General features: G+C 32.5%; 20 protein-coding genes. 10 read left to right on the top strand and 10 right to left on the bottom strand.

Annotated features, from left to right (window positions below; all coding sequences use genetic code 11):
* Nucleotides 1-87: 87 nt before the first annotated feature.
* The 5 genes from G5V56_RS13665 to G5V56_RS13645 form a co-directional block, all read right to left on the bottom strand.
* Entirely contained in the window at nucleotides 88-933 is an 846-nt protein-coding gene (locus tag G5V56_RS13665) for a TPM domain-containing protein (RefSeq protein WP_166966147.1), read from the bottom strand.
* Between the two features lie 7 nt (nucleotides 934-940).
* Nucleotides 941-1,378 (bottom strand): TPM domain-containing protein, encoded by a 438-nt coding sequence (locus G5V56_RS13660; protein ID WP_166965957.1) that lies wholly within the window; start codon nucleotides 1,376-1,378, stop codon nucleotides 941-943.
* Nucleotides 1,379-1,384: 6 nt separating this feature from the next.
* Complete coding sequence (locus G5V56_RS13655) at nucleotides 1,385-1,984, bottom strand: LemA family protein (protein WP_166965955.1); 600 nt, start codon at nucleotides 1,982-1,984, stop codon at nucleotides 1,385-1,387.
* Nucleotides 1,985-2,046: 62 nt separating this feature from the next.
* On the bottom strand, nucleotides 2,047-2,376 hold the full coding sequence (locus tag G5V56_RS13650; protein ID WP_166965952.1) for a MerR family transcriptional regulator: 330 nt from the start codon (nucleotides 2,374-2,376) through the stop codon (nucleotides 2,047-2,049).
* Nucleotides 2,376-3,347, bottom strand: a complete 972-nt coding sequence (locus tag G5V56_RS13645; protein ID WP_166965950.1) for a M23 family metallopeptidase — start codon at nucleotides 3,345-3,347, stop codon at nucleotides 2,376-2,378. Before G5V56_RS13645 ends, G5V56_RS13650 begins: the two co-directional genes overlap by 1 nt.
* 130 nt (nucleotides 3,348-3,477) lie before the next feature.
* Here G5V56_RS13645 and alaS point away from each other — a divergent pair, with 130 nt between their 5' ends.
* The 5 genes from alaS to G5V56_RS13620 all read left to right on the top strand — a co-directional run bounded on the left by alaS (nucleotide 3,478) and on the right by G5V56_RS13620 (nucleotide 12,375).
* Nucleotides 3,478-6,090, top strand: a complete 2,613-nt coding sequence (alaS, locus tag G5V56_RS13640; protein ID WP_166965947.1) for an alanine--tRNA ligase — start codon at nucleotides 3,478-3,480, stop codon at nucleotides 6,088-6,090.
* A gap of 3 nt (nucleotides 6,091-6,093) precedes the next feature.
* Entirely contained in the window at nucleotides 6,094-7,053 is a 960-nt protein-coding gene (locus G5V56_RS13635) for a GSCFA domain-containing protein (protein WP_166965945.1), read from the top strand.
* A 146-nt stretch (nucleotides 7,054-7,199) separates the two neighbouring features.
* Complete coding sequence (locus G5V56_RS13630) at nucleotides 7,200-9,083, top strand: outer membrane protein assembly factor BamB family protein (protein WP_166965943.1); 1,884 nt, start codon at nucleotides 7,200-7,202, stop codon at nucleotides 9,081-9,083.
* 580 nt (nucleotides 9,084-9,663) lie between these two features.
* Complete coding sequence (locus G5V56_RS13625) at nucleotides 9,664-11,715, top strand: tetratricopeptide repeat protein (RefSeq protein ID WP_166965941.1); 2,052 nt, start codon at nucleotides 9,664-9,666, stop codon at nucleotides 11,713-11,715.
* A 12-nt stretch (nucleotides 11,716-11,727) separates the two neighbouring features.
* Nucleotides 11,728-12,375 (top strand): response regulator transcription factor, encoded by a 648-nt coding sequence (locus tag G5V56_RS13620; protein WP_166965939.1) that lies wholly within the window; start codon nucleotides 11,728-11,730, stop codon nucleotides 12,373-12,375.
* A gap of 141 nt (nucleotides 12,376-12,516) precedes the next feature.
* Here the strand turns inward: G5V56_RS13620 and G5V56_RS13615 are convergent, their stop codons facing one another.
* Nucleotides 12,517-12,822 carry a rhodanese-like domain-containing protein gene (locus tag G5V56_RS13615; RefSeq protein ID WP_166965937.1) on the bottom strand — a complete coding sequence of 102 codons (306 nt, stop codon included), beginning with the start codon at nucleotides 12,820-12,822 and terminating at the stop codon, nucleotides 12,517-12,519.
* A gap of 123 nt (nucleotides 12,823-12,945) precedes the next feature.
* Between G5V56_RS13615 and G5V56_RS13610 the strand changes: the two genes are divergently transcribed.
* Genes G5V56_RS13610 through G5V56_RS13600 form a run of 3 tightly spaced genes read left to right on the top strand, consistent with a single transcriptional unit; the run spans nucleotide 12,946 to nucleotide 15,044 of the window.
* Nucleotides 12,946-13,308 carry a VOC family protein gene (locus G5V56_RS13610; protein WP_166965934.1) on the top strand — a complete coding sequence of 121 codons (363 nt, stop codon included), beginning with the start codon at nucleotides 12,946-12,948 and terminating at the stop codon, nucleotides 13,306-13,308.
* Nucleotides 13,301-14,236, top strand: a complete 936-nt coding sequence (locus G5V56_RS13605; RefSeq protein ID WP_166965932.1) for a threonine/serine dehydratase — start codon at nucleotides 13,301-13,303, stop codon at nucleotides 14,234-14,236. The genes G5V56_RS13610 and G5V56_RS13605 overlap by 8 nt, the downstream gene beginning before the upstream one ends.
* A gap of 55 nt (nucleotides 14,237-14,291) precedes the next feature.
* Nucleotides 14,292-15,044, top strand: coding sequence for an enoyl-CoA hydratase/isomerase family protein (locus G5V56_RS13600; RefSeq protein WP_166965930.1), 753 nt, complete (start codon nucleotides 14,292-14,294; stop codon nucleotides 15,042-15,044).
* Between the two features lie 2 nt (nucleotides 15,045-15,046).
* Here the strand turns inward: G5V56_RS13600 and G5V56_RS13595 are convergent, their stop codons facing one another.
* Nucleotides 15,047-16,804, bottom strand: a complete 1,758-nt coding sequence (locus G5V56_RS13595; RefSeq protein ID WP_166965928.1) for an aromatic amino acid hydroxylase — start codon at nucleotides 16,802-16,804, stop codon at nucleotides 15,047-15,049.
* A gap of 184 nt (nucleotides 16,805-16,988) precedes the next feature.
* Here G5V56_RS13595 and G5V56_RS13590 point away from each other — a divergent pair, with 184 nt between their 5' ends.
* Both G5V56_RS13590 and G5V56_RS13585 read left to right on the top strand, forming a co-directional pair.
* Nucleotides 16,989-17,366, top strand: a complete 378-nt coding sequence (locus G5V56_RS13590) for a Na(+)-translocating NADH-quinone reductase subunit F (RefSeq protein WP_166965926.1) — start codon at nucleotides 16,989-16,991, stop codon at nucleotides 17,364-17,366.
* 9 nt (nucleotides 17,367-17,375) lie between these two features.
* Entirely contained in the window at nucleotides 17,376-18,359 is a 984-nt protein-coding gene (locus G5V56_RS13585; protein ID WP_166965924.1) for an FAD:protein FMN transferase, read from the top strand.
* Here G5V56_RS13585 and G5V56_RS13580 read toward each other — a convergent pair.
* The 3 genes from G5V56_RS13580 to map are packed head-to-tail and all read right to left on the bottom strand — an operon-like array spanning nucleotide 18,356 to nucleotide 20,269.
* A complete protein-coding gene (locus G5V56_RS13580) occupies nucleotides 18,356-19,123 on the bottom strand; it encodes a class I SAM-dependent methyltransferase (protein ID WP_166965922.1) in 768 nt (255 codons plus the stop codon). The genes G5V56_RS13585 and G5V56_RS13580 overlap by 4 nt on opposite strands.
* A 6-nt stretch (nucleotides 19,124-19,129) precedes the next feature.
* Complete coding sequence (locus G5V56_RS13575) at nucleotides 19,130-19,447, bottom strand: cupin domain-containing protein (protein WP_166965920.1); 318 nt, start codon at nucleotides 19,445-19,447, stop codon at nucleotides 19,130-19,132.
* Between the two features lie 3 nt (nucleotides 19,448-19,450).
* A complete protein-coding gene (map, locus tag G5V56_RS13570; RefSeq protein WP_166965917.1) occupies nucleotides 19,451-20,269 on the bottom strand; it encodes a type I methionyl aminopeptidase in 819 nt (272 codons plus the stop codon).
* Nucleotides 20,270-20,310: the final 41 nt, after the last annotated feature.

The following is a 20,310-nucleotide window of genomic DNA, read 5'->3' as shown; positions in this document are numbered from 1 at the left end:
AAACAAATGATAGAGGGTATCGGATAATGTATTAATCCTAGAGATAAACTTGAATTTCTGGAAATTTTTTGAATGCAAACCTAGTTTTTACCAGCTTCCACCAGCGCCACCGCCAGAGAAACCGCCACCACCAAAACCTCCTCCGAAGCCTCCGCCGCCACTAAAACCTCCTCCAGAGCTTCCGCCCCAGCCGCCAGATGAACGTCCTCCAAAGCTACCGCGTCCCATGTTGCTTAAAATAATCGCGTCCCAAATATCAAAACCACTACCTCTGCCACCACCTTTACCACCACCGCCACGTTTGTTTTTGGATATGGATATGATAATAATGATAAAAATGACGAATAATATAAAGAATATCTGTGGTGGGAAAGAAGAGGGTGAATCTGCTTTTCTAGTACCTTGATAAGCACCCGTTAAAACTTCAAAAATAGCATTAACTCCTTGATTTAAGCCTTGGTAATAATCTCCTTTTTTAAATTCTGGAATAATAATATTTCTTGTTATTTCACCAACAATACCAGCAGTTAAACGGTCTTCAACACCATAACCAGCAGAAATCCATATTTTTCTATCGTCTTTAGCTAGCAAAATAAACACTCCATTATCTTCTTTGGCTTGTCCAATGCCCCATTTTTGAGCCCATCTTGGTGTTAGCAATCCAATATTTTCTCCTTTTGTAGTACTTATAATAGCTACAACTATTTGAGTAGAGGTGGTATCTGAATATTTAATAAGCTTATTTTCGAGTGCAGTTTTTTCAGAATTTGATAATAGGTTCGCATAATCATAAACACTAGTCTGCTCTTTAGGAATTGGTGGAATATCAAATTGTGCAAACGTGATGTTGAAAGAAAAAAGTCCTAAAACTAACGTTAGCAATACTACGCTTAACTTTTTTGATGATTTAATTTTGAAAACAGAGTTTAGCATATTAGCGTTATCCTTTTGAAATTTCATCTGAGAGTTCGTTTATGTCTCCCTTTTCCCATGGGAAATGTTTTTCTAATTCTTTACCAGCTTTTAAAATACCGTCAACAAGTCCTTGTTTAAAGTTTCCTGATTTAAAGTGAGACTGAATAATGTTTTTTGTGCTATCCCAGAAATCTTCAGGAACAACGTCGTTGATGCCCTTGTCTCCATAAATAACAAATGTTTTGTCTTTTACAGCCACATAAATAAGCACACCATTTTGTTCCTTAGTATTGTCCATTTTCAAATAATGGAACACTTCTAAAGCCCTATTGAAAGCATCTGTTTTAGATGTTTTTTCAATATGTACACGGATTTCTCCTGAGGTGTTTAATTCAGCTATTCTTATAGCTTCAATGATTTCCTGTTCTTCTTTTTTAGAAAGAAAATCTTCTACTTTAGACATATAGGTTTATTTAAAATCAAATTCTACATCAACTGGTTTTTCTGCACCTGCTTCTGCATCAAAATATGGTTTGCCTTCAAAATTAAAAAGACCAGCTAAAAACGAATTGGGAAATGTTTTTACATGATTGTTGTAAGGTTTGATGGCTTCGTTATATCTTGTTCTAGCTGTTTGAATTGTATTCTCTGTGCTTGTTAGCTCATCTTGTAATTTCAAGAAATTTTGATTGGCTTTCAATTCTGGGTACCGTTCTACAGTCACCAATAATCTTGATAGCGCACTGCTTAATCCTCCTTGAGCTTGGTTAAATTGTTGTAACTGCTCTGGTGTAATATTAGCAGGATCAATAGTAGTTTGAGTAGCTTTTGAACGAGCTTCAATAACCGCTGTCAATGTGCTTTTCTCAAAATCTGCAGCACCTTTTACGGTATTGACTAAATTACCAATTAGGTCATTTCTACGTTGGTATGAGGTTTGAACATTTCCCCAGGCTTCACTTACATTTTCATTTAATCTTACAGCGGTATTGTTAAATCCAACCGCCCATCTGTAAACACCAAAAATTATAACAACAATTATAATTACAGGAATCAGCCATTTTTTCATGATAATTTATTTTAAAAAGTTAGTATTTATTGTGTTTATTAGTAGTAAAAGTTGTCAAAATGTTACAATTCATTTTTTATTTTAATGAGTTGAGATTTTATACTCTCTAGCTTATGAATAATCTCAAAATTTTCTAGAGATTCTTTCTTTTCTTCTTTAAGATGTGTTTTTGCACCTTCAAGAGTAAATCCTCTTTCTTTAACTAGGTGGTAAATAAACTGAAGATTTTTAATGTCTTCTGGTGTAAATTTCCGATTGCCTTTGGCATTTTTTTTAGGCTTAAGGACATCAAATTCTTTTTCCCAAAAACGAATTAATGAGGTGTTTACACCAAAAGCATTAGCTACTTCGCCTATGCCGTAATATCGTTTTTCGGGTAAATCTATATACATTAATCTAATGATTGGTTTTCTAAGGATGCATGTTTTACTAACTCATCAAATTCTTCGGCAGTTAAACTTCCATAGTAGAAATTTATAGGGTTGATGGCTTGTCCGTCTTTATGAACCTCATAATGACAATGCGGTGCTTCAGACCGACCCGTGCTACCAACAAAACCAATAAGGTCACCTCGTTTTACTTTTTGATTTTTCTTTACATTGTATTTATATAGGTGGGCATATAAACTAGTATAACCATAGCCATGATCAATTTCTATATGATTTCCATAACCTGTTGCTCGGTTATCAGCTCTGGTAACAACACCGTCTCCAGTAGCATAAATAGGGGTGCCTCTGGGGGCAGAAAAATCCATACCCTTATGCATTTTTCTCACTTTTGTAAAAGGGTCAGACCGCATTCCGTACCCTGATGCCATACGTTTTAAATCTTCGTTTCTTACGGGCTGAATAGCTGGTATAGCAGCTAAAAGTTTTTCTTTTTCTTCGGCTAGTTTAGCAATTTCATCAAGAGATTTTGATTGCACAACAATTTCCTTTTGAAGTTTATCGATACGTTTATTACTTTCAATAATCAATTTAGAATTATCAAAACCTTCTAGTTTTTTGTATCGGTTAATTCCACCAAATCCAGCTCTTCGTTGTTCTTCTGGTATAGGGTTGGCTTCAAAATAGACTCGGTAAATATTATTATCTCTATCAGCTATATTAGACAGAACGGTTTCGGCTTCTGTCATTTTTCTATTAAGCAATTGAAACTGAAGTTGAGCATTTTGCAATTCTCTTTTTAGTGCTCTTTCTTTAGGGGATTCTACGTACTGACTAGCTAAAAATACAAACATAAACCCAAAAAGAGCCGATGCCAAAATAAACATAAAAGCATATTTTATCGTGGTTCTTTTTTTGCGTTCAATTTTACGGTATGAAAGCGATTCTGGATCGTAATAATATTTTACCTTACTCATTCCTTAAATTATACTATTTTTGCACTTTACGAGGATGCAATTTATAACTAAATTTTATTTGCAAACGAGTAAAGATAAAAATTGTTTTGCAATTAATATAATTTAACAACATAGTAACAGTTTTACATTAATGAAGTCTCAAGATATTCGCTCTACATTCTTAAAGTTTTTTGAAGATAAAAAGCATGGCATTGTGCCATCGGCTCCTATGGTTTTAAAAGATGATCCTACCTTAATGTTTGTAAATGCGGGTATGGTACCTTTTAAACAATATTTTTTAGGGAATGCAAAGCCTAAGCATAGTCGATTAACTGATTCTCAGAAGTGTTTACGTGTTTCTGGAAAACATAACGATTTGGAAGAGGTTGGTTATGATACTTACCATCATACGTTATTTGAAATGCTGGGTAACTGGAGTTTTGGTGATTATTTTAAAAAAGAAGCTATTACTTGGGCTTGGGAGCTATTAACAGATGTTTATGGTATAGATAAAGACATTCTTTATGTAACAGTTTTTGAAGGAAATAAAGAGGATAATCTTCCAATGGACAACGAAGCGTATCAGCTTTGGAAACAAATTGTTCCAGAGGATAGAATTTTAAAAGGTAATAAAAAAGATAACTTCTGGGAAATGGGAGATCAAGGACCTTGTGGGCCTTGTAGTGAAATTCATGTTGATATCCGTTCTGCTGAAGAAAAAGCAAAAATTCCAGGAAAAGATCTGGTAAATAAAGACCATCCGCAAGTTGTGGAAATTTGGAATTTGGTGTTTATGGAATTTAACAGAAAAGCTAATGGATCTTTAGAACCTCTACCAAACAAACATATTGATACAGGAATGGGATTTGAGCGCTTATGCATGGTTTTGCAAGGTGTTCAATCAAACTACGATACCGATGTGTTTACTCCAATCATCAGAGAAATTGAAACCATAGCAAATAAAGAGTATGGAAATGATGAAAAAGTAGATGTTGCCATACGAGTTATTTCAGATCATGTTCGTGCCGTAGCGTTTTCAATTGCAGACGGACAGTTACCTAGTAGTACAGGAGCAGGCTATGTAATTCGTAGAATTTTGCGACGAGCTATTCGCTATAGTTTTACGTTTTTAGACCAAAAAGAATCTTTTATTTACAGGCTGGTTGATGTATTGAGTAAAAAAATGGGAGAGGCCTTTCCTGAACTGAAAGCTCAAAAACAATTGATTGAAAATGTTATTAAAGAAGAGGAACAGTCTTTTTTAAGAACTTTAGACCAAGGTTTAGTATTACTAAATAAAATTGTAGAAGATTCTACCAATAAAACAATTTCTGGAGAAAAGGCTTTTGAATTATATGATACGTACGGATTTCCTATTGATTTAACTTCTTTAATTCTAAGAGAAAAAGGATTACAGTTAGATGAAGCTGGTTTTCAAACCGAAATGCAAAAACAAAAAGACCGCTCGCGGGCAGCTAGTGAAATGGCAACCGATGACTGGACTATTTTGATTGATGATGCAGATGAAGAATTTATTGGGTATGATTATCTTGAAGCTCAAGTAAAATTAACCAGATACAGAAAAGTAACTTCCAAAAAAGAAGGAGATATGTATCAGTTGGTATTTAATCTTACCCCGTTTTATCCAGAAGGTGGCGGACAAGTAGGTGATAAAGGCTATTTAGAAGATACACACGGTAATGTAATTTATATCCTTGACACTAAAAAGGAGAATAATGTCATCATACATTTCGCTAAAAATTTACCAAATCATCTTAATGAAACCTTTAAGGCGGTTGTAGATGAAAAGCAACGATACAGAACAGAATGTAATCATACAGCAACTCATCTGTTACATCAGGCGTTACGAGAAATTTTAGGCACTCATGTAGAACAAAAAGGCAGTGCCGTTCACTCCAAACATTTGCGTTTTGATTTTTCTCATTTTTCTAAGCTAACGACTGAAGAATTGCGTGATGTTGAAAATTTTGTAAATGCAAGAATCGAAGGCAAATTACCATTAATTGAAAAGCGAAACATTCCAAAAGAAGAAGCTATTGCCGAAGGCGCAATGAGTTTGTTTGGAGAAAAATATGGAGATACGGTAAGAGCTATTCGTTTTGGACAATCCATTGAACTTTGTGGAGGCACACACGTTAAAAATACAGGCGATATTTGGCATTTTAAAATTGTGTCTGAAGGTGCTGTAGCATCGGGTATTCGTCGTATTGAAGCAATTACCAATGATGCTGCAAAAGATTTTTATTTTGAAAATAATCAAGCTTATTTTGAAATGAAAGAGTTACTTAATAATGCTAAAGAACCTGTGAAAGCACTTCAAAATTTACAAGATGAAAATGCAAATCTTAAAAAGCAGATTGAAGGTTTATTAAAAGATAAAGCGAAAAATATAAAAGGAGAATTAAAGACTGAATTAACTGAAATTAACGGTATTAAGTTTTTAGCTAAGAAACTCGATTTAGACGCTTCAGGAATGAAAGATTTATGTTTTGAATTGGGAAGTGAACACGATAATTTGTTCTTGCTCTTTGCCTCAGAAAATGAGGAAAAAGCATTGTTAACCTGTTACATTTCAAAAGAATTAGTGGCAAACAAAGGTTTAAATGCCGGACTCGTAGTTCGTGAACTTGGTAAATATATCCAAGGCGGTGGTGGCGGACAACCATTTTTTGCAACTGCGGGAGGAAAAAACCCTCAAGGAATTTCTGAAGCTTTATCAAAGGCAAAAGATTATATATCATAAGTTTTGCAACTTCAAACCCAAATACCATTAGAAATACAGTCTAATAATCTAATAGACTATAATTCTAATGTGTTATTGTTGGGATCTTGTTTTTCTGATAATATTGGTAAAAAGTTAGACTACTTTAAGTTTCAAAATACTCAAAATCCGTTTGGTATTTTATTTCATCCAAAAGCTATAGAAACGTTAATCGTTTATGCTATTGAAGAAAAAACGTATTCAGAGAACGATATTTTTTTTCATAATGAACAATGGCATTGTTTTGACGCGCATTCAAAACTAAGTAATAATTCAAAAGAAGATTTATTAAATGATTTAAATGCCATTATTAAAACAACAAGCAAACAAATCCACAAATCAACACACATTGTTATTACGCTAGGAACTGCTTGGATGTATCGTTTTATAGAAACCAATGCAGTTGTTGCCAATTGCCATAAAGTCCCTCAAAAACAGTTTGTAAAAGAATTAATGGGTATCGAAGCAATAACGCAGTCGCTTGAAAATATTGTAAAGCTTGTTAAAAACGCTAATTCTGAAGCTACTATTATTTTTACACTGTCACCCGTGCGACATTTAAAAGATGGTTTTGTAGAAAATACGCAGAGTAAATCTCATTTAATTGCAGCAATTCATCGAGTTTTGTCACTTCAAGCTCAGTCGAGAGATCTTTATTATTTCCCATCATATGAAATAATGATGGATGAACTTCGTGATTATCGTTTTTATAATGAGGATATGGTGCATCCAAATCAAACAGCAATCAATTATATTTGGGAAAGGTTTAAAAAGGTTTGGATTTGGAAAGAAGCATCAAAAACTATGGAGGAGGTTGATGCGATACGAAAAGGACTTCAGCATAAACCTTTTAACCCAAATTCTGAAGCGCATCAAAACTTTCTTAAAAATTTAGAGTTTAAAAAGTCTCAACTACAATCAAAATTTCCGCATATTCTTTTTTAGGATAGATCTTGCTATTGGTTTTAGCAATTTGTCTAATATCTCATTTATAATATCCCTGTTTTTTTAAAATACGCAATTCGTCGTATTGATTTCATTCTTCTCATTTTGCATTTTTGAACTGCTATTAATTTAAAACAAAATCAACAATGAGACATTTAAAACAATTTGTATTACTATTTGCAGGGATTCTAATAGTAAATTCTGTAAACGCTCAAAAGGCTGAAACTCCAAATCAAACCTATAATCTAGGTACTAAAATTAATGAAATGACACTAACTGTAGGAGGTATATTAGTTGCTGCCACGAATGACGGTTTAGTAGGCATAGACCCAAAACAAAGTGCACCTGTATTTACGTTTAATAATTTTGGAAAACTTAGTCCAGAGGAAACTGAATTTATACCGGCATCACCTTATATTGTCGTTTCTCAAGGTGTGGGTTCTAAATTTGCAGGAATTGCAAAAACAAAACGTGCGGTTATAAATTACGTAAACGGAAAGGTTATATTTAATTCTGAAACAGATAGTTGGAACCAAATTTACACCTGTAATATTGTCTTGCCACAAAACAAACTAATCATTAGCGGAATTCAAAAAGAAGGAGATAAATTCGAAAAAATGACTCCAAAAGTGGCTGTTTACGATCTAAGTACTCAAAAATTAGATTTTAGCTTCTTTTTGGATAAGCCAGGTCGCGTTGGTATTGCAAAAGATTTTAGTGTAACTGGTGTTCCGCTATTATTGAAAGAGATTTTAATAATACCAACGGCTCAAGGTTTGCTTGCAAAATCTCATAAAGGAGACGATTTATGGCAATGTAAAATTAAAGGTGTTAACTGGATGGTTGCCGATGAAACCGAAAAAGAAATCTATGGTTTTGAAACCACTACTAACGGAAAAAATACCAGAATTCATAAAATAGGAAGCAATGGAGAAGAGCTTTGGAAAGATGACCGAAAAGTTCAAGGAAATGTTTCAAACTTTCAAATATTACCAGAGGGCTTGGCTGTTGTAAGCGATAGGGTAGCAGCGGAAGAATCTGAAATTGCATTCTTAAGCGCCTCAACAGGTGAAGATTTATGGGAAAAGGCACCAAAAACAAAAGGATTTGTACAGCATTTTTATGTTCAAGATGATGGTATTTTATTCGGAATTCAGCAAGGTGGTATTAATAAAATATCCTTTGATGGAAAAACACTGTTTAAAAAGCCATTGAAAACTGGTGAAAATATTATGGTAATGGCAGAATCGCCCCAAGGGTTGATTTATATCACGAGTGAGGACGCAAATATTGTAAATTTAAAAACAGGGGACCAAGTTTGGGATAAACCGCTAAAATACAAAAACTCATCAGCTGTAGCATCCACATTTGACAGCACTCAAAACAGATACCTTATTGCCGCCGATGGAGATATTTATGCCATAGATGCTAGTTCTGGAAATGCAAATGAATTGGCAAAGGTAAAATTTGATGAAAAAGAAGTTGCTAATACAATGGAAATGAGGAACGGTAATATATTTTTAAGTTCATCGCAAAATGTGATGACGTTAGGTAGCGACGGAAATGAAATTTATCACGAATATTTTAAATCACCTTCTCAAAGTGGTTTTGTAAAAGTGCTTTCTGGAGTTGTGGCTGTAGCTTCTACTGGTTTAGCTATGGCACATGCAGCCAAAGCAGGAATGAACAGAACAAATTCTTATGGAAGTTCTAATGATTTAAGTAATTATAACGATTATGGAAAAGAAAATAAACGTGCCGCCGATATGTTTGCTTCTATAGGTGATGCTTCTTTTGCGATGATGTCAAAACGTTTTAAAGCCACTGCAGCAACCGAAAATTCACAATTTATTTTAACCAAATTAGACAGTGGGGTAGGCTTGGTGAAAGTAAATAAAGATTCAGGTAAAGTAGAAAAAGAAATTTTGTTAAAAGATAAAAAACCAGAATATCAAGTGGATGAAATTGCGGGTGTTTTATACTACAAAGCAGACGACAAAACTATCTACGCTTACAACTTACAAAAATAAATCTTGTTGTTGAGATTTGTTGATTAGGCGTAATAATCCAATTATTGCGCTTAATCTTTTTTAATAATACTTTTATCGAATAATTAATTAAGCTAGGTTGTATTAAGTTAAATTTATGATGCTATTAATCAGTTCAAATATTAAACACTAGTTGTTAAATCAGTTAAATGATTTTCAACTGGTGTTTTTTTTTGACTTTATAAAAGTGATTCAAAATATAAAATTATAAACAATGAATATTGATGTAATAGTAATTTGGTTTTTGTTTGTACTTATAGTTTTTTTAATAGGTGTTAGTGTTAAAAAAGTTATTAATAATATGACTTTTAATAAGTTATCGGATAGAAATTATAGAATTTTAAGTGATAATTTAAAATTTGAAATGGAATCGTTTCAAAAAAACAGTCAAAAAATAACAGTATTCGACGATTTAAATAAAACACTTTTTAAGCGCTTGTTTACAATAACTAAAGAGTTGCTATTTCTACAAAAACTTATATTTGATAATTATCGAAACTAAACTTTCATTGAAGTATCTATGAAAAAAGGATTATTCGTTCTCATTTTTTATTGCTTTCACTTGCTAATATATTCTCAAGACAATCTTGTTAAAATTGATAGTTTAAAAAGTGTTTACAACAAAAGCAAAAATCAAAAAGAAAAAGCAGAAGCTTTAACTCAATTGGTCGATCAATATTTTGAAAGAAATAAAGACTCTGCCGAAGTGTATATTTTAAAAACTTTAAGATACACTGAAAATAAAAAGGATTTAGAGGATATATATAGTCATTGCTTATTAAAGTATGCTCAATTTTATATCATTAAAGGGGATTATGAGACGTCTAATGCATACTATAGTAAATCATGGGAAAAACTGAAAGAGAAATATAATTATTTCTTGTACAATAAATATTATGGAGATTTTGGTGTTCTTAATTTTTATAAAGGTGATTTTAAAGAAGCTCTAAACAATTTTGACAAAGCGCTTCAATTAGCTAAAAAAGAAAATAATGAGATTGACCAGCTAAGATTTCTTAATAATAAAGCTTTAGCGATGTCTTATTTGGGTGAGGCCGAGGCGTCACTAGATGTTCATGAGGAGGCCATCAAACTTGCTGAGAAATTAAACGACTCAACGGCTTTAGGTAAATCTTTTAATAACATAGGACTCATTTATGAAGATATGAATGAATATGAAAAAGCTTTAGAGTTTTATTTAAAGTCACTAAAAATAAAAGAGAACGGAACCAGTAAAATAGATATCGTAAATAGCCTATATAATGTTGCAGGGATGTACAAGGAAATAGGCGAAAAGAATAATGATACGTTGTTTTATGAAAAAGCAGAACAACAATATAATTTAGCTTTAAACAAAGCAAAGGAAGTTAACTACGGTAAAGTTGTATTATTTTCTAAAACAGGATTGGCTCAATTAGCAACTGTTAGAAATAATCCACAAAAAGCCATTGAAATATACAAGTCTGTTATTAGTGAAGCACAACAAGTTAAGGATATTCAAACACTTCGGGTTACCTATCTTAATTTAGGTGTTAACTACTTAAAAATCAATAAGATTTACGATGCTGAAAACTATCTATTAAAAGCATTGCCATTAATTGTTGAAGCAGAGAACCCATCAGATTTAGCTAGTATTTACAAAAACTTAGCGATGCTTTATAACAGAAAAAAAGACTATTCTAATGCTTATAATTATTTAACTAAGCAATATAAGATAGAACAAGAATTATCAAAAAATTCTTTAAAAGATAAAATTTCTGAATTTGAAATTAAATACGAGACCGAAAAAAAGGAAAAAGAGATTCTAACTCAACGTGCAGATTTAGCTGAAAAAGAACTTAACATAAATAGGAAAAATACACAGCTTATTGGTTTGAGTATTTTAGCTATAGTTATATCTATTTTAGGTTATTTGTTTTACAGCCAACAGAAACTAAAACACGAGCAGCTAAAAAAGGAGAGCGAATTAAAAGAGGCTTTAGTTAAAATTGAAACTCAAAATAAATTGCAAGAGCAACGCTTAAGAATTTCTAGAGATTTACATGATAATATTGGAGCACAACTTACTTTTATTATTTCAACTATTGAAAATTTACAATATGGGTTTAAAATTACCAATGAGAAATTAGTAGATAAACTTGTTAATATAAGCACATTTACAAAAGAAACTATTAGTGAATTAAGAGATACTATTTGGGCTATGAATAAGGACGAAATCACTTTTGAAGATCTTCAATCGCGTATTTCTAATTATATTGATAAAGCACATTTGTCTGACGAGCATATCGATTTTTCATTTAAGATGGATAAAGCGGTCAATCTGGATAAAACATTTTCATCTGTTCAAGGTATGAATGTGTATAGAATTATTCAAGAAGCCATAAACAATGCTATTAAATATGCCCAAGCAAACACTATAACCGTAATGATTGAAAATACTGAAAATAATAATTTGTTAGTTGCAATTACAGATGATGGATTTGGCTTTGATTTAGAAAATGTAGAGCTAGGTAGCGGTATTAATAACATGAAAAAGCGAGCTGAAGATATACACGCACAATTAACTATTCAAAGTAATAGTAATCAAGGAACCAGAGTAGCATTAATCTTATAATTTCTATAAAAAATGGACAAAATTAAAACGGTCATAGTTGATGATAATTCATTTTTAATTGCCACAGTAAAAGAAAAACTTTCTTTTTTTGAAGATATAGACCTCAAGTTTACTGCCGCAAATGGTTCTGAATTAATATCAAAACTTAACGATAATCATAATATCGATCTTATTTTAATGGATATTGAAATGCCTGTTTTAAATGGCATTGAAACCACAGAACTCGTAAATCGAAAATATCCTCATATTAAAATTATTATGCTTACGGTTTTTGATAATGATGAACATATTTTTAATGCCATTAAAGCTGGAGCCGATGGCTATTTGTTAAAAGAAATAAATGCCAATGATTTACACGAAGGCATCTTAGAAACTTTAAATGGAGGAGCAGCTATGACACCGTCTATAGCTATGAAAACTTTAAAGCTTTTAAGAAATCCTGTAGATTTTAAAAATCAAGAAGACTATATTACATTATCAGAACGAGAAATTCAAGTTCTTGAACAATTAAGTAAAGGATTAAGCTATAGTTTAATAGCAGAAAACTTATTCCTTTCTACGGGAACCATCAGAAAACATATTGAAAATATTTACAGAAAATTACAGGTTCATAATAAGTTAGAAGCTGTAGAAAAAGCAAAACGGAATAATTTAATATAAAGATTTGTTAATCTTAGGGTAATATCAAACTAACTCATAATATGTACTTTTGTCATGTTATGAGTTAGTTAGTTTAGTTTTAACATTAGTTAGACTTCTTATGTCGAAGGAAACTAATGTTTTTTCTTTTTTATAAATAACCTAAAGTTTATTTCTCAAGCTAGACCAGCCGCCCCCATTAATGGTTTCAATACCGTTACTATTTAAAATACTAGCTGCATTACCAGAACGCATTCCGCTTGCACAACACACTATAATAGGTTTGTTAAGCTTTTTTATGGCATTTATTTGTGAGTTTATAGTCTGTAAAGGTATATTTTTAGACCCTGGAATAGCCCCTTGTCTAAATTCTTCTTTAGTTCTTACATCAATGATGATAGCTCCTCTAGAAGTGAAATCATTAATTTTATCAGTTTTGTTTCCTGTTAGAAAATCTAATAGTCCCATAATAGTTTTTAAAATTTTTATGCAAATTACTTTAATTTTTTTAGATATGTGTGTAACATGTGTTACAACCTAAATTTTGTATCTTCATACACTGTAATGCGGTACGTTTTTTAATTTTTAAATATGTTAGGATTAAGAACAACAATTTATAAAGTAAGTGATTTACAAGCAGCAAAATTATGGTATTCTAAAGCTTTTGAAACAGAGCCCTATTTTGATGAACCATTTTATGTGGGCTTTAATATTAAAGGTTATGAATTAGGTTTGTTACCTGAAGAAGATGCTGAAAAAGGAGCAAGTGTTTTATCGTATTGGGGCGTTGATGATATGCTAAAAACCTATGAACACTTGATTAATTTAGAAGCAAAACCTCGCGAAGTACCCACCAATGTTGGAGGAGAATTAATGGTAGCTTCAGTTTACGATCCTTGGCAGAATATTATAGGAATTATTTTCAATCCAGATTTTAAATTACAAAATGAATAAAGCTATACTTCAACAAGTTCATGAACGTATAAAACCTTACATTCATAGAACACCCGTATTAACATCAGAGCTGATTAATGACATAGTTCAAGCTAAGGTGTATTTTAAATGCGAGAATTTTCAAAAAATGGGTGCTTTTAAAATGAGAGGCGCTACCAATGCTATTTTAAGTTTGACAGATGACGAACGTCGCAAAGGTGTGGTCACTCATTCTTCAGGAAATTTTGCCCAAGCCTTATCTTTAGCAGCAAAAAAAATAGGAGTTAAAGCCTATATCGTGATGCCTAAAAATGCACCACAAGTAAAAAAGGATGCGGTTAAAACCTATCTAGGAAATATCATAGAATGCGATTCAACCCCGATAGCACGTGAAGACATGGCAGAAAAGGTTCAAAAAGTAACAGGAGCTACATTTATACATCCTTCAAATGATGATCAAGTAATTTATGGTCAAGGTACCGCCGCCATGGAATTATTTGAAGACTACCCAGATTTAGATTATGTGTTTTCACCTGTTGGTGGTGGTGGTTTAATTGCGGGTACAGCCTTAGCAGCTACTTATTTTTCTGAGCATTGTAAAGTTGTTGGTGGAGAACCTAAAAATGCGGATGATGCGTATCGTTCTTTGTTAAGCGGAAAAATTGAGTTTAATGAGCATGTTAATACCATTGCAGATGGTTTGAGAACTTTTTTGGGTGATAGAAATTTTCCTATTATTAAAAAAGATGTAGAAAAAATTATTAGAGTAGAAGAGGAGGACATTATTAAGGCAATGAAACTTGTTTGGGAACGTATGAAAATTATTATTGAACCATCTAGTGCTGTGGCTTTTGCGGCATTGTTAAAAAATAAGCGGGATTATAAAAACAAAAAAATAGGTGTTATTATATCTGGGGGCAATGTTGATGTAACTAATCTGCCCTTTTAATGAATTAATTATTAAGTTTGAAAAAAATAACGGTTACGTTTAATAAGATTGAACAATGAATAATCCATTTGTAGAATTAACAGTTAAAAACAAAGTTGGGTATATTACTTTTTTTCACCCTAATAGAAACTCCATGCCTAGTGATATTTTATCTCTGTTACAAAAAACTATTATTGACACAGGAAAAAATAATGATGTTAATGTTATTGTGTTACAAAGTGGTGGAGACAGAACCTTTTGCGCAGGAGCCAGTTTTAATGAAGTTGTAACTATTAATAATCAAGATGCTGGAATACAGTTTTTTTCTGGATTTGCAAAGGTTATTAATGCTATGAGAAAATGTCCTAAATTAATTATAGGTAGAGTTCAAGGAAAGGCTGTAGGAGGTGGAGTTGGTTTAGCTGCTGCGACCGATTATTGTTTAGCTACAAAATATGCGTCTATACGTTTGAGCGAGTTAAGTATTGGTATTGGACCATTTGTTATAGAACCTGCCGTTTCAAGAAAAATGGGTAAAATGGCCATGTCAGAAATGACTATTGATGCCGAATCATTTTTTTCGACAGATTTTGCTAAAGACAAAGGTTTGTATGCAGACGTTTTTGACACTACAGAAGCACTAGATGATGCTGTAAAAGTGCTAGCCGAAAAATTAGCAAGTTATAACCCTGAAGCCTTAAGTAATATGAAAAAAGTACTTTGGGAAGGTACCGATCATTGGGATTCACTACTCTTAGAGCGTGCTAAAATTAGCGGGAAATTAGTGTTAAGTGAGTTTACTAAAAACACGTTGAAACGATTCAGATAGTTTTATACTGCCGTTTTTTGATTTACAATTTCCAACCCATCATCAATTAATCTTCCAACTTGTGGTTTGTTTTGCTTAATGGTTTCTAAATGTTGCAGACAGTTTTTAGCTAAAACAGATTCGTTTCCTAAGAGAGCTAATTCATAAATTTCAACAACTAATAACCAGTCAGTTGGATGATTTTTAATCAATTCTTCTAATGCCTTGGTTCTAGAAATAGTATTATTTTTTTGTTCTCTATAATCCCTAATTTGCTGATATAAGGTTTCTAATTGTAAACGTTTTGCAGATTTTTTAAGATGAATTGTTTGAGAAGTGGGTGTGTGAGTTATTAAATCAAAACTATTTAAATCGGCAGGTCCAGAAAATGCAGAAACAACTTCTTTGCCTACGGCCATGTCATAATTACCCCATTCAGGTTTAAATAAAATAGTATCATTGTGTTTTACAGTACAATTTTTGAAACTGATAAGAATTATTTTTCCCTGTAAGTTGCGTTTTCCTGTAATAATTTCACCGGTAACGATGATGCCTCCTTCAAATTCTAAAGTGATTGTTTTTTCTTCATAAATATCATAAGCACTTAAATCACGCGGACTCATATCTTCAATGGCTAAATTGATGCCTTTAAGTTTGCCTATTGGTGAGCCAAAACCATTTTTATGGGCTTTAATACCATGCCCAACAAGTTCTTTTTCTCTATAAGATAAGGCAGTTTCTCCTTCAGTTTGAATATATATGAGGGTTCCATTAGCTTCAATCACCTTGTTAAAGACGCCAGAAATTTGGATGCCAGTGCTTAATTCAATGGTTCCAAGTGCTTGCGAATTGATTAATTTTTTTACACCAGGAAGTCCGCCCTTACGCAGTGCCATAGTATTTGCAAATTCCTCTAAAATAAGACTTAAATGAGCAAAATCTGGCGTTACATATAATTGGGGTTGAGGTTTAGTAATATCAAAATCTTTAAATGTCGCTTCAATAGTATATGGATATTTTTTTACGGCATCAGTTAAACACCAAGCACTTTCACCAATAGAAGATAATAATCCTGCGCCATAAATTTTTGGATCTTCTATGGTTCCTATTAAGCCATATTCAACGGTCCACCAATGCAGGTTTCTTATAAGAGCCATTTCACTGGGTTCTCCCATATTTTTTTGTAATTCTTCTACTTTTTTTTCCGCGGAAGCGATATTGTCTTCATTAGAATCTGGAGCTTCTTTAATAATAGATAAATGTCTTACGGCTTCATATAATTCGTAATCTTTAGCAGAAGAAATTGCTTTACACCCAATTTCACCAAATCTACGTAAATATTCAGCGTATTCCGGGTTGGCAATAATGGGTGCATGGCCCGCACCTTCATGAATAATGTCTGGAGCTGGCGTGTATTCTATATGTTCTAATTGCCTAATATCGCTGGCGATAACCAACACATTATAAGCCTGAAATTCCATAAACGCATTAGGTGGTATAAACCCGTCAACTGCCACAGCTGCCCAACCAATATCTTTTAAAATACGATTCATGCCATACATGTTAGGAATACTATCAATTGAAATCCCTGTTTGTTTTAAACCATCCAAGTACGATTTGTGAGCTACTTTACTTAAAAAATCAACATTTTTACGCATTACGAAACGCCAAACAGCTTGGTCAATAGAGGAGTAGTCTTCATAATTTTGTGGTTTTATGAATTGACGCAGATGCTTGGGTAATCTGTTTAATATGTTATTGGACTCAATTGAATTATCCATGATGTTTGTAAGTGATTTTAGTAAAAATACAAATAATGAATAAAAATTATTAATGTAGGATGTTAAATATAAAAGTAGGTAACCTCATAAAAATATTTATTGATAAGTATTAACAGATTATTTTTTAACAATAAAACAATTTTTAAAGTTGGTGATTAAAAACATTTAATATTAATTTTGTTGTATGAGTAAACCACTTACAAAACAAGAACTGCATAATTTAGCAATGAATCATGTTGGTAAAGATTTAGAACAACGTGGTTTTGAATTTATAGCTATAAATAGCAAGCTTAAAAGGCACCCTCAGTTTGTTTGTATTGATAAGAATAGCCAATATTTTTTTGTGATTGTTAGAGCCATACTTCTTCCAGACAATCCTAATAATTATGATGTTGTTTGGATGGAGTCCTTTAAAAAGCACGCCAGAGAAAAAAATGCTCAAGTACTTTATGCCGGTGTTGGTTTGGCTAATGCTAAAGATGAAAAGTTACCAATTTACTTAAATGAAGAGTATCTTATTGAATATAATGGTATTCAAGTTTTGGAGACTCATTTAAATTAAAAATTACTTATGAATAGATTTTTTTTAGGTTTTATTTTTTGTGTGTCACTTGTTTCTTGCAAGCAACACGTAAATACTAAGTTGGCAGGACCTGTTTTTGGGACGACTTATCATATTCAATATTATTCTGAAAATAATCAAGTGTTTCAACATAAGATAGATAGTTTATTTGAGGTTATTAATACATCTATGTCAACCTATCAAAGTAATTCGGATATTTCTAAACTTAACAGGAATGAATCGAATACTATTGATAATCATTTTGCGAAAGTTTTCGATACGTCTAAGGATATATATAAATTAACCAATGGTTTTTTTGATCCAACCATTGGTGTTTTGGTCAATGCTTGGGATTTTGGACCTGAAGGAAATATTGTTAATTTAGACAGTCTGAAAGTTGATAGTTTAATGGTTTCGGTTGGACTAAATAAAGTGACTCGTGAAGGACATAAAATTATCAAACAAAATCCGAATACATTTATTGATTTTAACGCTATTGCTAAAGGATATGGTGTTGATGTGATTTCTGAGTTTTTGGAAAGTCAGAAAATAGATAACTATATTGTTGAAATTGGTGGTGAAATAAGGACAAAAGGTGTCAATATTGAAAAAGATAAAGATTGGAAAGTAGGGGTAGAAATGCCACATTTTGATGGAACGCAGTCCGTTATTCGAGCCATTGCATTGAAAGATGTCGCCATGGCAACCTCGGGAACCTATCGCAAGTTCAAAGTGGACAAAAATGGTAACAGATATTCACATATTATTGATACCAAAACTGGATATCCGAGTAAAACTAATTTATTGAGTATTTCGGTTATTGCATCCAATTGCATGACGGCAGATGCTTATGCCACGGCCTTTAAAGCCATGGGTATTGAAAAAGTAAAGGAATTTTTAAAAAACCATCCAGAATTAAAAGTATTCTTAATTTACGAGGATGAAAATCAGGCCTTAAAGACACTAGCGCTCAATGGGTTTCCTGAAAGTTAGTTTTTATAAACTACTGGAATAATCTCTCCTTTTGCTAAACAATAGGTTGTAATATCTTTTTGGGATAGTGTGTTTGTATAATCAACTTCATCAACTTTAAAACCTACAGAACGAAGTTTATCAAAATAATCTCGACCGTAAATACGAACATGGTCATATTGTCCAAAAATTTTAGCGCGTTCTTTTTTATCGGTTATCGAGTTGTCTTCAAAGGTTTTTTCTCTGTTTAAATCTTGAGGAATTTGAAACACCCCAAAACCGCCAGGTTTTAAAACTCGATATAATTCTTGCATGGCTTTAGTATCATCAGGAATATGTTCTAGCACATGATTACAAAAAATAATATCAAATTCGTTTTCCTTAAAAGGCAAGTTGCAAATGTCTGCTTTAACATCTGCCAAGGGAGAATTTAAGTCTGTCGTCACATAATCTAGATTTTTCATGTTCCTGAAGCGCTTATAGAACGCTTGTTCTGGTGCAAAATGAAGCACTTTATGGTTTGATGTGAAAAAATCAGTCTCATTTTTAAGGTATAACCAAAGTAATCTATGGCGTTCTAAACTTAAAGTTGAGGGCGATAGGGCATTGTTACGTTGTTTTCCGTATCCGTATGGTAAAAAGGTTCTAAAACGGTTGCCGTCTATGGGGTCTGTGTAGGTATTTCCTTTTAAGAAGAATACTAAAATAGGACGAACAAGATAACTTACTCTAATTAATAAAGGTCTTGGTATGATATTTAAAATTAATTTGAAGAGTTTTTTCAAAAGGGATTATTTATAATCTTCACGAACAGGATAAAAAATGTCTGTTACTTTACAATCTGTTAACGCTAGCGCACTATGCACGGCATTGGATGGAATTAATGTAATCATACCGGGTTCTAAAACTTGAACAACGCCATCAATAGTCATTTTTAATTTTCCCTCAGTAACTTGGGTTGTTTGCTCATGGACATGAGAATGAGCAGGTAAAATGGCCCCTTTTTTTATGTCAACAAAACCAAAAGTATTATTGTCTGTATGAAAATAACGACCTTTAATTCCTTTGGCTAGTTCTCGTTCTTTAATTTCAGAAATAACTTTATTCATGGGTTATAGAACTAATGCTTTTTGTCTGAATTCATCTTCTTCATTAGACACAATTCCTAATGCTTCATAAATATACGCAAAGGTTGAAAGTAGTTCTGGTTTGCCATCAACTAATGCCACATCATGTTCAAAATGAGCACTTGGTTTATTGTCTAAAGTTGTAATCGTCCAACCATCTCTATGCTGTTTAATACGATGTGTTCCCATATTAATCATGGGTTCAATAGCAACTACCATACCTTCAACAAATTTTTTACCTCTGCCACGTTTACCGTAGTTAGGCATTTCAGGGTCTTCATGCATTTTTTTACCTAAGCCATGACCAACCAATTCTCTAACAACTCCATAACCGTGGTCTTCACAATATTTTTGGATAGCATAACCAACATCGCCAACCCGATTGTTAGCTTTGAATTCTCTGATACCAGCGTATAATGATTCTTTGGTGACTTGAAGTAACTTCTCGGTTTCTTTATCAATTTCTCCTACTGCAAATGTATAAGCATGGTCTCCGTAAAAGCCATTTTTTAGGGCACCACAATCTATAGATATGATATCTCCTTCAACCAATGGTTCTTTGTTTGGAATACCATGAACAACTTGCGTGTTAGGACTCATACATAGCGTATTAGGAAAGTCATAGAGTCCTAAAAATCCAGGAATGGCTCCTTGGTCTCTAATAAATTCTTCAGCTATTTTATCAAGCTGTAATGTAGTTACTCCTGGTTTAATTTCTTTAGCAAGTAGACCTAATGTTTTAGAGACTATTAAAGCGCTTTCGCGCATGAGTTCAATTTCTTCTCTTGTTTTTGTTATAATCATGAATTTTAAAATATGTGCAAAGATACTGAAAATTAAATTTT

Origin of the sequence: Yeosuana marina (assembly GCF_011762485.1) — a bacterium.
Taxonomy (GTDB): domain Bacteria; phylum Bacteroidota; class Bacteroidia; order Flavobacteriales; family Flavobacteriaceae; genus Yeosuana; species Yeosuana marina.
Note: the sequence above shows the minus strand (reverse complement) of the source record. Positions and strands in the feature narration are given on the sequence as shown.